11 protein-coding genes and 1 pseudogene are annotated in these 12,963 nt (G+C 70.6%); 5 read left to right on the top strand and 7 right to left on the bottom strand.

Annotated features, from left to right (window positions below):
- Nucleotides 1-28 precede the first annotated feature (28 nt).
- The 6 genes from AB0M35_RS23360 to AB0M35_RS23335 form a co-directional block, all read right to left on the bottom strand.
- Entirely contained in the window at nucleotides 29-835 is an 807-nt protein-coding gene (locus tag AB0M35_RS23360; RefSeq protein ID WP_363747824.1) for an ATP-binding cassette domain-containing protein, read from the bottom strand.
- Nucleotides 832-2,079: an alanine racemase gene (locus AB0M35_RS23355; RefSeq protein ID WP_363747823.1), complete on the bottom strand. Its 1,248-nt coding sequence runs from the start codon at nucleotides 2,077-2,079 to the stop codon at nucleotides 832-834. Before AB0M35_RS23355 ends, AB0M35_RS23360 begins: the two co-directional genes overlap by 4 nt.
- A 19-nt stretch (nucleotides 2,080-2,098) precedes the next feature.
- Nucleotides 2,099-3,079, bottom strand: a complete 981-nt coding sequence (locus tag AB0M35_RS23350) for an ABC transporter permease (protein ID WP_363747821.1) — start codon at nucleotides 3,077-3,079, stop codon at nucleotides 2,099-2,101.
- Complete coding sequence (locus AB0M35_RS23345) at nucleotides 3,080-4,090, bottom strand: ROK family protein (RefSeq protein WP_363747820.1); 1,011 nt, start codon at nucleotides 4,088-4,090, stop codon at nucleotides 3,080-3,082.
- A complete protein-coding gene (locus AB0M35_RS23340) occupies nucleotides 4,090-5,082 on the bottom strand; it encodes an aryldialkylphosphatase (RefSeq protein ID WP_363747818.1) in 993 nt (330 codons plus the stop codon). The genes AB0M35_RS23345 and AB0M35_RS23340 overlap by 1 nt, the downstream gene beginning before the upstream one ends.
- A 125-nt stretch (nucleotides 5,083-5,207) precedes the next feature.
- Entirely contained in the window at nucleotides 5,208-6,326 is a 1,119-nt protein-coding gene (locus tag AB0M35_RS23335; RefSeq protein ID WP_327039046.1) for a substrate-binding domain-containing protein, read from the bottom strand.
- 386 nt (nucleotides 6,327-6,712) lie between these two features.
- Between AB0M35_RS23335 and AB0M35_RS23330 the strand changes: the two genes are divergently transcribed.
- The 5 genes from AB0M35_RS23330 (at nucleotide 6,713) to AB0M35_RS23310 (ending at nucleotide 12,420) form a co-directional block, all read left to right on the top strand.
- A complete protein-coding gene (locus AB0M35_RS23330) occupies nucleotides 6,713-7,918 on the top strand; it encodes an ROK family transcriptional regulator (protein WP_363747817.1) in 1,206 nt (401 codons plus the stop codon).
- A 255-nt stretch (nucleotides 7,919-8,173) separates the two neighbouring features.
- Complete coding sequence (locus tag AB0M35_RS23325) at nucleotides 8,174-10,051, top strand: alpha/beta hydrolase-fold protein (RefSeq protein WP_363747815.1); 1,878 nt, start codon at nucleotides 8,174-8,176, stop codon at nucleotides 10,049-10,051.
- 146 nt (nucleotides 10,052-10,197) lie between these two features.
- Nucleotides 10,198-10,593: a DUF4260 family protein gene (locus tag AB0M35_RS23320; protein WP_363747814.1), complete on the top strand. Its 396-nt coding sequence runs from the start codon at nucleotides 10,198-10,200 to the stop codon at nucleotides 10,591-10,593.
- 142 nt (nucleotides 10,594-10,735) lie between these two features.
- On the top strand, nucleotides 10,736-11,107 hold the full coding sequence (locus AB0M35_RS23315) for a YciI family protein (RefSeq protein WP_363747813.1): 372 nt from the start codon (nucleotides 10,736-10,738) through the stop codon (nucleotides 11,105-11,107).
- Nucleotides 11,104-12,420, top strand: coding sequence for a DUF6596 domain-containing protein (locus AB0M35_RS23310; RefSeq protein WP_363747812.1), 1,317 nt, complete (start codon nucleotides 11,104-11,106; stop codon nucleotides 12,418-12,420). The genes AB0M35_RS23315 and AB0M35_RS23310 overlap by 4 nt, the downstream gene beginning before the upstream one ends.
- Here the strand turns inward: AB0M35_RS23310 and AB0M35_RS23305 are convergent.
- A pseudogene (locus AB0M35_RS23305) lies at nucleotides 12,353-12,963 on the bottom strand (recombinase family protein); the annotation flags it as partial. The gene AB0M35_RS23310 and the pseudogene AB0M35_RS23305 overlap by 68 nt on opposite strands.

The raw sequence follows: 12,963 nt of genomic DNA, 5'->3' as shown, positions 1-12,963 counted from the left end.
GGCGTCGCCGTCGTTGTCCAGGCAGCGGCTACGACGAGGGTGCCTCGTCCGGTGCCGACGCGCCGGTGATCATCGAGACGATCTCGTTGCGGCTGGTCTGCGTGATGTGCCGGACCCCGACCTGGCGTCCCCGACGGAGCACGGCGACCCGGTCGGCGATCCGGAACACCTGGTCGAGGTTGTGGCTGACGACCAGCACGGCGGCGCCCCGGTCACGCAGCTTGAGGATCAACTGCTCGACCTTGGCGGTCTCGGCCACGCCCAGCGCGGCGGTCGGCTCGTCCATCAGCACCAGGCCGCTGGCCCAGTGGGTCGCGCGGCAGATCGCCACCGCCTGCCGCTGTCCGCCGGAGAGGTCCCGGATGGTCGCCTTGGCGCTGGGGATACGGACGTCCAAGGCGTCCACCAGTTCCTGCGTCTCGCGCGCCATCCGGCGTCGGTCGAGCAGCCGCAGCGGGCCGCGGGTCAGCTCCCGGCCGAGGAACATGTTCATGTAGACCGGCTGCGAGTCGGCCAGGGCCAGGTCCTGGTAGACCACCTCGACGCCCTGCCGCCGGGCGTCGGAGGCGTCCCGGAAGGACACCGACTTGCCGTGCATCCGCAGCTCACCCTCGGTCGGCTGGTACACCCCGGAAATGATCTTCACCAGGGTGGACTTGCCGGCACCGTTGTCGCCGACCAGGGCGGTGATCTCCCCGGCGGCCAGCTCCAGGTCGAAGCGTTCGATCGCGACGACCCCGCCGAACTGCTTACGGATACCGCTCAGCTGCAACGGCGGGGCGCCCGTACCGGCCGCGTCGCCGGTCGGGACGGCGTTCTTGGTTACCGCGCTCATGATGCCCTCCCGGTGTTGCCAGCCACGTGGGTGCGGGTGTCGGTGTCGTCCAGCCGGATCGGCGCCGAACCGTCGGCGGCCCAGATGCCGGGTACGGCCGGATTGCCGGATCGGACGCCGGTCACGCCTGCGGTCAGTGCCCGGGTGACGAACGCCTGGGGCCGGAACCCGAACAGGACGGTGTCGCCGGGCGCGACGGCCGGTACGTCACTGACGTCGGCCATCGCGTAGTAGTCGATCGCCTCCGGCGCGGGCATCTCCACGTCGACCAGGTACGCGTCGTCGAGATCGCCGCCCCGGGGCACGATCAGGGCGCGGGTGCCGCCCAGACCGAGCACCGGGTCGACGTAGAGCCCACCGCCGAAGACGTAGGCCCGGCCGTCCCACAGGTGGGAGACCTCGCTGACGTAGAGCACGGCCGGCTCCTCGACCAGGTCGGTCACGGCGTGCCAGGGCGTGGTGCCGGTCAGCCCGTGGCCGGGCTCGACCTGCGTCGCACCGGCCTCGGCGAGCATGGCCAGGATCGCGACGGACGTCGTACCGGGAGTGTTGATCTCGATCTGCCAACGCCCGGCTGCGCGCAGCGCGGCGGCGGCGGTCCGCAGGGTGTCGAGGTTGGGTGTCGGCACGACGCGGCCGGCGGCCGGATCGAACAGCTGGGTCGGGAAGCTGGTGACACCCGCGAACCGCGCTCCGGGCAGGGCGTCGAGCCGGTCGGCGACCGCCACGATCTCCTCGGCCGCGAAGCCGCCCTCGTGCCCTCGGTAGAAGCGGTCGCCGGGGGCCATGATCCGGGCGAGCAGCGCCTGCTCCCGGCCGGTCGCGGCACTCGCGGCTGCCGCCTCGCCGGCCTTGGTGTCGTTGAAGACGGTCCAGTACGCGGGGGAGAGCGCGGCGGCGGTGGCCGCCTCGTGCCGGGGGATCTGCACCAGGTGACCGAGGTGGCCGATGCCGAGCCCGCCGTGCCAGTCGGCGAGCGCGCACTGTAGGTCGACGCCGACCGCCTCGGTGATTCCGGCGGCGCGGATCGTGCGGCAGAAGTCGGGATTCCGCCCGACCTGCTTGGTCATCGCGTAGACGGACAGCCCCAGGCGGTCCGCCTCGCGCCGGATGGCTGCGGCGTTGGCCGCGACGGTGTCCAGGTCCAGCGCGTAGCAGTTGGCCGGCAGATCGCCGTTGCTGTGCAGGTTCGCGGCGGCGGCCAGGAAGCCCGGGTTACGGCGTCGCAGCAGATCCAGAAACATGTGTTTGCTTCCTTCCGGGTCAGCTGCGCCGCTCGCGCAGCGAGAGGGAGACAGCGACGAGGATGATCGCGCCGCGCGCCATCATCTGCTGGGATACGGAGAGCCCGGCCAGGATCAGGCCGTTGTTGAGCATGCCCATCAGCAGGCTGCCCAGCAGCGCCCCGACGATGGAGCCCTTGCCGCCGAACAGGCTGGTCCCGCCGACGATCACGGCGGCGATCACGGACATCAGGTCGGCCTCGCCGAGGGTGTACCGGGCGCCTTGCAGGCGGCCCGCGTACAGCAGACCGGCGAGTGCGGCGCACATCGCGCTGCCCATCAACACCATGATCTTGACGCGGATCACCTTGATGCCGCTGACCCGGGCCGCGGCCACGTTGTCGCCGATCGCGAGGGTGTGTGCCCCGTACCGGGTCTGCCGCAGCACGAGGTAACCGACGACCGTTGCCACCACCGACCAGAGCACCAGGTTGGGGATGCCGAAGACCTCGCCCTGGCCGAAGAGGGAGAGGAACGCGTCGTTGCTGACCGGCACCGACTGCAGGCCGGTGACCTCGCGGGCCAGGCCGGCCACCGCTCCCATGGTGGCGAGGGTGACCAGGAAGGAGGGCAGCCGTACCAGGGTGACGAAGAGCCCGTTGACCAGGCCGACCGCCGCGCCGGCAGCCAACCCCGCAGCCGCGCCGAGCAGCATGTTGTCGGTCTCCCGCAACGTCACCGCGCCGACCAGCGCGGAGAGCGCGACGACCGAGCCGATCGACAGGTCGATCTCGCCGGCCGCCAGTACGAAGACCAGCCCGATCGCCATGATCGTGATCGGCGCGGTCTGGATGATGATGTTGGTGAGATTGCTGGTGGTCAGGAAGCCGTTGCTGCCCTGGGTGATGGCGAAGAACAGGAACACGACGGCGAAGCCGATGTAGACCACGTAGTCGCGCCAGTTGACCCTGCGCCAGGCCGGTCCGCTGCCGGCCTTCACCGCCGCATCGGTCTGGGTCATCTATCGTCCCTCCGCTGATTGGTAAGAGGTGTTCCGGCCGAGCTGGGCCGCTACGGGCCGAGCCGCGGAATCGAGCTGGGCGCCAGCCTGCTGGCGGGCGACCGCGATGGCGCCGAGCAGGCCGGCCCGGTCGCCGAGTTGGCTGGTCTTGATCAGCGGGAGGTCCGCGCTCAGCGCGGCGACCCAACGCCGGACCGGCTCGACCAGTTCGACCCGGGCACCGATCCCACCGCCCAGGACGACCGCCTCCGGGTCGAGCACGGCAGTGATCGCGACGACGGCCAGGGCGATGAGCCGGGCCTCCTCGTCGATGGCGGCCCGGGCAGTCTGATCGCCGGCCGCGGCCCGGTCGAAGACAACCGGCACGCTGACCTGCTCGCCGGTCGCCGCCTGGTACCGGCCGGAGAGGGCGGAACCGGCCACCGCCTCCTCCAACGCGCCGCGGACCTGGTTCGCAGGGTCGAACGGATCGGTGCCCAGCGGCAGGTAGGAGATTTCCCCCGCCGCGCCACGAGCGCCACGGACCAACTCGCCGTCCAGCACGATGCCCATGCCGATCCCGGTGCCGACCGCCACGAACACGAAGTGCCGATGGGTACGTCCGCTGCCGAGCCACCGTTCCCCGGCGGCTGCCATGTTGACGTCGTTGTCCAGCACCACCGGGTGTCCCAGCCGGCGGGTCAGTTCGGTGCGCACGTCGAGGGCCCCGAGGTCGGAGACGTTCGGGGACAGGTCCACGGTGCCGGTCGCCGGGTCCGGTGCGCCGGGCAGACCGACCGCGGTCATCCGTACGTCCGACCAGTCGACGCCGCCCCGGACGGCCAGCCGGCGCAGCAGGGTGTCGATCTGCGCGGCGACCGCCACCCCGCCACGGGGGTCGGTGGCCAGTACGTCCTCGGCCACGATGTGACCGGCGAGATCCGCGAGCGCGGCCCGGACCTTCGTGCCGCCGAGATCGACCCCGGCGACGTAGCCGGCCGGACCGGACGGTGACTGCGGGTGCCGGGCCATCAGCCGACCGTCAGGAGTCGGGCCGGGTTGGCCACCAGCATCTGGTCGATCGCCTCCGGCGGCACACCGAGCCGGGCGAGACCCGGCACGATCTCCCGGCCCAGGTACGAGTACCCGAGGCGGCCGTGCGTGCCCGGGTTCAGGTACGCCTCGGCGCCGGTCAGATCCATCGAGAGCAGGATCCGGTCGGCGTACCCGTCGCGGACCAGCCCGGCGAGCATCTCCAGCCGGGAACGGTCGGGCCGGTGGTACGCCCGCTTGCCGAACTCGCCCTCCGGCGGGTTCTCCGGCAGCGGGGCGAGCACGAAGTCCCAGAACTGCTTACCGAGCGTGTCGAAGGCGATGTTGACGCCGGTCGCCAGGACCGCCCGCAGGTAGTCGGGGTCGGGGTTGATGTCCAGGTGGCCGATGACGATCCGGGAGAGATCGGCCTTCTCCTCGCGGAGGATCTCGACCTGCTCCAGCGCCATCGTGCCGTGCGTGGTGTGGGTGTTCACCGCCAGGCCGGTCGCCACGTGGGCGCGGGCAGCGGCCCGCAGGCACTTCTCCTCGTGCGGGGTGATCTCGTTCAGTCCGGTGGCCTGCTCCCCGAAGATGCCGACCTTGATACCGGTGTCGCCGACCCCGATCGTGGCGTCGGCGATGAAGCGTTCCCGCATCTCGTCCACGCTGGCGTTCAGGGCCCAGCCCGGCGAGTACGGCTCCAGGTAGATCGCCGACCCGGCCACGACGTGCAGTCCGGTACGCCGGGCCACCTCGCGGAGCAGGGTCACGTCATGACCCACCACCTCGTACGGGGACAGGTCCACGATCGTGCCGAAGCCCAGCTCCGGCAGGCCGCGTACCGCGTCGACGGCGAGGTCCGCGCGGTCGTCGCCGGCACCGCCGGACAGCCACGGCCCGGGCACCAGCGCGCCGAGGTGTTCGTGACTGAGCACCCGGCCGAGCGACTCGGGGGACACTGGCCCGAGGACTGTCTGGACGTACCCCATCTGATCTTCTCCTTGCCGATCGCTGCACCGGCGGCCGCGTCACGGACGAGGGCCGTGCCGTGTGGCCGGGGGTGGGGTCCGGGGCCTTCCGCCAGAAAGGGCCCCGAACCCCACGTCATCTGCGGTCAGTTGCCGAGCACCTCGGCCGGCGGCTCCTGGCCGTAGTCGTCGCGCCAGGCCTCGGCGATGTTCTCCTTGGTGGCCGCCATCGGCGCGCTGACGACCAGCTCCGGTGCCTGCTTGCCGAGCAGCCCGTAGGCGGCGACGATGCCCAGGTTCTGGCCGAGCCGGGTGGAGCCGTTGCCGATGACGCCGACGACGTTGCCGCCCTTGACCAGGTCGGCGGCGAGGTTCGCCTCCAGGTCGTTGGTGACGATCTTGACGTCGGTACGACCCTGCTGCCGGGTCGCGGCGAGCACGCCCTCCGCAGCGGTGGCCCAGGCGACGTAGACGCCGTTGAGGTCGGCGTGGCGGGTCAGCATCGCGGTGGCGATGTCCTCGGTTCGCGCCGGGTCGGAGAAGCCGGTCTCCTCGACGATCTCGATGTCCGGGTAGAGGTAGCCGAGCCAGTCCTTGAACGCCTTGTCCCGCTGGTTGGTGAACCAGAAGTCGGCGTCGTGGTAGACGTAGCCGACCTTGCCCTTGCCGCCGAGCGCCTTGCCGAGCAGCTCCGCGTTGGCCTTACCGAACGCGGTCAGGTCGACGGTGACGATTCCGACGATCTGCTCCCCGGCCTTGAAGTCCTTCGGCGGGGTGGTCATCACGACCAGCTTGACGCCGGCGTCCACCGCGGGCTTGAAGGCCGCCGCCGCCGCAGTGGGGTCGACCGCGATGGTGACGATCAGGTCCGGCTTGAGGGCCAGGACGGTCTGCACGTTGTTGGCCTGCCGGGCCGGGTCGAACTCGGCGCTGGTGCTGGCCAGCACCTTGATGCCGAGCTCGTCGAACTCCTTGCGGACCCCGGACTCCACCGCCTGGGTCAGCGCGGAGCCCTCGTGCCAGACGAAGGCGGCCGAGTAGTTGCCGTCCTTGACCTTCTGCCGCTCCTCGGGGGTGAGCGAAAGCTGGTCGGCGGCGGTCGGGGTCTCCCCACCGGGGCCCACGAACGACAGGCTCGGTTCGGTACGGGGGCCGCTCGACGCGCCGCCGTTGCCGCCGGACGTCTCGTTCGAGCAGGCGCCGACCATGAGCGCCAGGGCGCAGAGCGCGCCCAGGGCGGCCCCACGTCTACGGCTGAATTTCATTGCTCTTACCTCCAGCAACGGGGTCCGGGACCGGGTGGTCCCGGACTGACACGGGGTTCCGACGCGACCGGCGCGGCACGTGACGGGGGCACGCGCCGCAGCCCCGGGGTACCGATGGGGGCCGGTGACCTCTATTTCCGTTCAGGCTGAAAGTATTATCGCGGTCGTCACACTCCGTCAAGAGCCCTGGTCAGAGATCCCAAGCACTTGTTTCGACCCGGACGATCCGCATTTCGGCTGCCTCCTCCCGCCGGCACGCGCGTACCGGCGGCGGCTCATCGGCCAGGTGCGGTCACTCTCGGTGGTGCCGATGCGCCAGGCGGCTCCGGAATTGGTTGTTGCCTACCATCGGCGCGGCCCTTAGCATTCGGACGGAAAAAAAATCGGTGGAGGTGGACGTGGAGGCCCGAGCACCGCGGCGTGCCAACCGGTCGACCGTGCTCGCCCACGTCCTGACGCACGGGCCGGTCACCCGTACGGCCATCGGTCAGGAGACCGACCTTTCCCCGGCCACCGTCTCGCGCATCGTCGAACAACTCCTCGACGAGGGACTGCTCATCGAGACCGACGGCGCCCCGACCTCCGCACGTGGTCGACCGGCGACCCGGGTGGCGATCGCCGCCGGACGCGGTGTCGTCTGCGGGGTCGACGTCGGCGGGTCCAACGTCCGCATCGTGGTCGCCGACCTCGCCGCCACGCCACTGGTGAGCCGGACCGTTCCCACTCCGGCCAGCTACGACGCCCCCCGGCTGGCCCAGTGGCTGGCCGACCTGATCCGGCAGACCGTCGGCGACAACCTGGACCGGCTCGACTGCGTGGCGGTGGGGCTGCCTGGCGCCGTCCGGGAGCACGACCGCGCGGTGTCCAACGCGCCGAACCTTCCCCAGGTGGAGGACCCGGAGTTTCTTCGGCTGCTGGAAAAGCGGCTGGCCACCGGGGTCGAGGTGGACAACGACTCGAACTACGCACTCCTCGGCGAGTTGCGCTTCGGCGCCGCCCGCGACGCGCAGACCGCGGTCATGTTCACCATCGGTGCCGGCCTCGGTGCCGGTGTCGCCATCGACCGGCGACTGTTCCGTGGCCGCAGTGGGCTGGTCGGGGAATTCGGGCACCTGCCGGCCGGCCCGCTGGGCGCCTCACTCGAACAGATCATCAGCGGGCCCGGCATCCTCGCCCGCGCCCGCGACCTCGGCCTGCCGTTCGACAACCCGGCCGACGTGTTCCACTCCACCGACTCCCGCCTGGTGCCGGTCAAGCAGTACGTCGAGCAGGCGCTGCTGATCATCCTCACCGCCGCGGTGGTGGCCTACGAGCCCGAGATGATCGTCCTCGGCGGGGGCATCTCCCACGCGCTCAAACCCGAGCTTGGTCGGCTGGGCGGTCGGCTGCGGGAGATCGTGCCCGCCGCCGCGGCGACCGTGCACAGCGCCGAACTGGGGGACCTGTCCGGTGCGCTGGGCGCCGTGGTGGCGGCGTTGCACAGGGCGTACGGACGCCTCGGGCTCGCCGACCTCGACCTCGCCCACGTACCCCAGTCGGATGCACTTGCTGGCTGCGACCTGAGCGAGTTGTCCAGCAAGGCGATCGCGTAGTCGCTTCGCCGCCGCCCGGTGGGCTTCGGTGTGGACCCTCGCCGTGGTGTGCCTGCCGCACGGCCTCATCGCCGCCGTGACCAGGAGCATGCCCTTGACACCGGAAGGTGAGCCCGGCCACACTGTGGCCGCTAATTCGATTTAGCACCGTTGTACCCGCGCCGGTCGGCAGTACCGACGCGCGAGAGATCCATTCCCAACCGGACGTATGAGGCAGATCAGGTCACCAACAGGGACTACAAAGGAGGATGCTCGATGAGGAGAGCGATCGGAGTACGCCCGCTCAGGCGGGTGATCTCGTTGCTCGCGTCCATGTCACTCGGGATAGGCGTCGTCGTAGCCGCGCCGGCCGCTGTCGCCGCCGCGCCCGTCGAAGGCGCGACCGTCCGGGCGGACAACGGCTCACCGACCGGATACACCGTCGATTTCGTCTACCGCAATCCCAATGCGACGCAGGTCCGCCTCGCCGGGGACCTGACTCTGCTCGACGTCAACACCGGCAACACGCGGTACCAGCCGGAAGCCTGGCAGACGGGCCGCTACCACGCCGGCGGTACCGAGTTCCTCAGGGACATGACCAAGGATCCGAACGGATACTGGTCGGTCTCGGTCCCGCTGCACGCCGGCAGTCTCAGCTACTGGTACCGGGTCTGGGACCCGACCCAGGGCTGGGCGAACAAGCGCATCTGGGATCCCGCCTCGACGAACCCTCGACCGCCGGGCGAGTCCTCGTTCCGGGTCAGGAACAACGACGTGCTCGACGCCGTCTACGTGCCGTACGCCGACAAGCAGAACGACCCGGTGCTGAAGGAACGCGCGGCATACGAACTGCCTGCGGCCGACCCCGCACACCGGGGCACCGTCCAGTACGTCCCGTACACCACGATCCTCGGCGACAGCGGCCACCACCTCGGCGTCTACCTGCCGGCCGGCTACGACGCCAACCGCGCCGAGCCGTACAAGGTCGCGTATCTCGCGCACGGCATCTTCGGTGACGAGACCGACTTCATGGTCCCCGCGAACGTCCCGAACATCCTGGACAACATGACGGCCAAGGGCGAGATCGAGCCGACGGTTGTGGTCACCATGGGCAACCACTTCACCGGCACCAGCCTCGGCTTCGCCTCGTACAACCAGACCAACGCCGCCAACAACCTGGTGCAGACGATCCTCCCGTTCATCGAGGACAGGTACAACGTCTCGACCGAGCGTGCGGGGCGCGCGTACGCCGGATTCTCGTACGGCGGGATGACGGGTGCGCACGTCATCCGGGGCTACCCGACCACCTTCGCGTTCTACGGGCACTTCTCCGGTAACCCGTCGCTGACCGCCCAGGACTACGACAACGTCGCCGCCGCCGTCGGCGACGACGACCTGTTCGTGTTCCTCGGCAACGGCGTCTTCGAGGGCAACCTCAACGCCCAGAACACCATCGCGAACAACTTCCGGGCACGCGGCTACGCCGCCGTGACGACCCAGGTCCCCGGCGCGCACGACGGAATGACGGCGAGCCAGCTGTTCACGATCTTCGCCCGGGACCACCTCTGGACGGGCGTCGATTCGGTGTCGGTGTCGCCCGCGACCGAGGAGCTGACGAAGGGCTGGAACTGGCGCAAGCAGTTCACCGCCAACGTGAGCACCAACCAGGGCGTCAGCCCGGCGGTGACCTGGTCGGTCGAGGGAGCCGCCTCGGCGGCAACGACGATCTCGGCGGACGGGCTGCTCTCGGTGGCCGCGAACGAGACCGCCTCGACGCTCACCGTCGTGGCGACATCGGTGGTCGACCCGACCAAGTCCGGCTCGGCCACGGTCAGCCTGACCGCGCCGGGCACGACCCGCGTCGTGGTCAAGGCGAAGGCCGCACCAGCGTCCATCGCCCGTGGCGGCACCTTCTCGCTCACGGTCGACCTGCGGGCCCAGACCCAGCACAAGAAGGCGCCGACGGTGACCGGTGAGATCGCCGTGACCTTCGGCGGAACCACCCAGGTGGTTGCGCTGACCAACAGCTCGGCCGTGGTCGACCTGCCGACCAGCGGCCTGCCCGCAGGGGGATACCCGGTCCACGTCGCCTACTCCGGTGACCCGACCTACGCCCCCACCGCCGCCGTCCACCAGCAGTTGCGAGTGCGGTAACCAGCACACTTGAGTGGGCCGGCGACAGCAGGTCGCCGGCCCACCCGCGCGCGGGGGCCACGCTCGTTGAATGCCAGGTCGGCGTACATTCACACTGCCGCCCGACCCGGCAGACGACGAGAGGGGAGCCGGACATGAAGCCGGTCATGACACAGCGCATCGAGTCCGCTGCCGTCGCCGTCCTCGCCGTCGTCGTCACCGTCGCCGTCGGGTACGCGTGGTGGTGGCTGCTCGCCCTGTTCCTCCTTTTCGACCTCTCCATGCTCGGCTACCTGCGCGGCCCGCACCTCGGCGCCGCCTGCTACAACCTGGTGCACTCGTACACCCTGCCGGCCCTGCTCGGCGCGGTGGCGGTGGCCGCGGCGGCGGCCGGACAACCCATCGACTGGCTCGGCATCCTCGCCGTCGCCTGGGTGTTCCACGTCGCCCTGGACCGCGCCCTCGGCTACGGCCTCAAGACCACCGAGGGCTTCGAACACACCCACCTCGGCCTGATCGGACAGGCCCGACGGGCCCACCAGGTCACAACCCGTGAGCGATGATCAGTGCAGGATCGATCGCTGCGCGCGGCTCTCCGGCAGATGATTGAGCCGCAGGCCGACGGCTGACGATTCCGGCCCGCGCCGATCGTCATCTCAGTGCCGGTGCCGAGGCGGCACCGCACCGAGAGCCTGGGAGAAGCCGATGCGCTACGCACTGATGATCCACTACCCCGAGCCGGGCGAGGGCGAACTCACCGACGAGGTCATCGCGGAGGCGAAAACCGCCTTCGACGCGTACGGCCGGGCGCTGAGCGCCGCCGGGGTCCTCCTGGCGGCCGACATCCTGCAACCCGCCGCCGCCACGACCACCGTCACCCGCAGAGACGGCAACCTGCGGGTGCAGGACGGACCCTTCGCCGAGACCAGGGAGGCCCTGGCTGGGGTGTTCCTCCTCGACGTACCCGACCTCGACGCCGCCATCGGCTGGGCGGAGAAGTGCCCGGCCGCGCAGTGGGGCGTGATCGAGGTACGGCCCACCGCGACGGCGTTCGTCGACGGAGCCTGGACGAGTTGACCACCAGCGACGAGGGGCGAGCAGCCACAGCCGTCCCGGCTGGCGACGAGGGGCGGGCGGTCGCAGCCGTCGCGGCCGGCGACGAAGGTCGGGCGGCCGCAGCCGTCGCGGCGCGCGACAGTTACGGCCGGCTGCTCGCCCTGCTGTCCACCTCGACCAGCGACATCGTCTGGGCCGAGGACGCCCTGGCCGACGCGTTCGAGCGGGCCCTGCGCAGCTGGCCCGAGCGGGGCGTGCCGAACAACCCCACCGGATGGCTGCTGACCGTCGCGCGTAACCGGCTCCGGGACCACTGGAAGTCGGCACAGTGGCAGCGCAGCGTCCCGCTCGACGTCGAGCGGGACGCCCCCGTACACCTCGACGCGCTCGACCCCGACGCCATCCCCGACCGGCGACTGGAACTGATGCTCGTCTGCGCGCACCCAGCGATCGAACGCACCGCACACACCCCCCTGATGCTCAACACCGTGCTCGGCTTCACCGCCGAGCAGGTCGGCCGAGCCTTCTCGACACCCACCTCGACGATGGCGACCCGCCTGGTACGCGCGAAGCGACGCATCAAGACCACCGGCATCCCGTTCCGCATCCCCGACCGCAGCGACCTGCCGGGCCGGATGGCCGCAGTACTCGAGGCCATCTACGGCGCGTACGTCATCGACTGGGCGACGACCGGCCCGCAGGCCCGCCCGGTGCCCACCGAGGCGCTGCACCTCGCCGAGGTACTCACCACGCTGGTCCCCGACGACCCCGAAGCACACGGGCTGGCCGCCCTCGTCCAGCTCTCGGCCGCGCGCCTACCCGCCCGCCTCGACGAACACGGACGGTTCGTGCCGCTGGCCGAGCAGGACCCGACCCGCTGGAACGAGCGCCTGATCCACCGGGCACACCAACACCTACGCACCGCCCACGCCCGCCGACACCTCGGACGCTTCCAACTCGAAGCCGCCGTCCAGGCGGTGCACTGCGCCCGGCGACACACCGGCACCACCGACTGGCCGGCCCTGCTGGACCTGCACCGCGCGCTCCACACGCTCGCACCATCGCTCGGCGGCGCCGTCGCCCTCGCGGTCGCCACCGCCGAAGTCGAGGGCCTGGCGGCCGGACTGACCCGACTCGACGAACTGCTGAACACGACGGACGACCGGGCCCGACGGTTCCAGCCCGCCAAGGCCGCGCGGGCACACCTGCTCGAACGGCTCGGTCGCCACACGGAGGCCGCCGCCGCGTACGACAGCGCCATCGCCCTCACCCACGACCCCGCCGAACGCGGATACCTCGAGCATCGCCGCGCCCGAATGTGGCCGGGCATCTGACCGGCATCGGGGATCTCGGAGGCCGCGAACTGTGCAGACGGTCCTTGCCCAGCGGAGCGACAAGCCGGTTGATGGGGTCATAGCGGTGCCCCCGGCGGGGCATGTCACAGAACTGCAAATGGTCGCTGCCCCCGCCGTCGTCGGCGGGGGCAGCGTCGTTTGTGCTGGTGTGGTGGTGGGTGGCGGTGCGGGGGCCACTTGCCGTGGCGCGGGTTAGCCGGGCCAGGTGTGGGGCGGCGTGTTGGCTGACGGTGGCTCGGAACGAGACCTGGTTGGTGCGGACGTCGTGGTGGATCTGGACGGCGAAGGCGTCCAGGAGGCGACGGAGACGGTCCGTGGGTAGCAGGCCGAGTTTGATTTCCATCTCGGGAAGGTCGGCGAGGATGTCGGCGCTGCCGGGGTTGGTCGGCATGGTTTCTTCGAGGTGGGCGAGTTCGGCGGTCTTGATCTCGCGGTCACGGTCGAGTTCGGCTCGTCGCTCGGCGATCTCCGCGAACACGCTGCCGTCCGGGTCGTCGTTCTCCTCGATGACCCGTAGGAGGC

Source organism: Micromonospora sp. NPDC051196, from assembly GCF_040682415.1.
Lineage (GTDB): Bacteria > Actinomycetota > Actinomycetes > Mycobacteriales > Micromonosporaceae > Micromonospora.
Note: the sequence above shows the minus strand (reverse complement) of the source record. Positions and strands in the feature narration are given on the sequence as shown.

Coding starts and splice junctions, on each gene's coding strand:
- AB0M35_RS23360 (WP_363747824.1), bottom strand. CDS start 835: ATGAGCGCGGTAACCAAGAACGCCGTCCCGACCGGCGACGCGGCCGGT.
- AB0M35_RS23315 (WP_363747813.1), top strand. CDS start 10,736: ATGCGCTACGCACTGATGATCCACTACCCCGAGCCGGGCGAGGGCGAA.
- AB0M35_RS23340 (WP_363747818.1), bottom strand. CDS start 5,082: ATGGGGTACGTCCAGACAGTCCTCGGGCCAGTGTCCCCCGAGTCGCTC.
- AB0M35_RS23335 (WP_327039046.1), bottom strand. CDS start 6,326: ATGAAATTCAGCCGTAGACGTGGGGCCGCCCTGGGCGCGCTCTGCGCC.
- AB0M35_RS23345 (WP_363747820.1), bottom strand. CDS start 4,090: ATGGCCCGGCACCCGCAGTCACCGTCCGGTCCGGCCGGCTACGTCGCC.
- AB0M35_RS23355 (WP_363747823.1), bottom strand. CDS start 2,079: ATGTTTCTGGATCTGCTGCGACGCCGTAACCCGGGCTTCCTGGCCGCC.
- AB0M35_RS23350 (WP_363747821.1), bottom strand. CDS start 3,079: ATGACCCAGACCGATGCGGCGGTGAAGGCCGGCAGCGGACCGGCCTGG.
- AB0M35_RS23320 (WP_363747814.1), top strand. CDS start 10,198: ATGACACAGCGCATCGAGTCCGCTGCCGTCGCCGTCCTCGCCGTCGTC.
- AB0M35_RS23325 (WP_363747815.1), top strand. CDS start 8,174: ATGAGGAGAGCGATCGGAGTACGCCCGCTCAGGCGGGTGATCTCGTTG.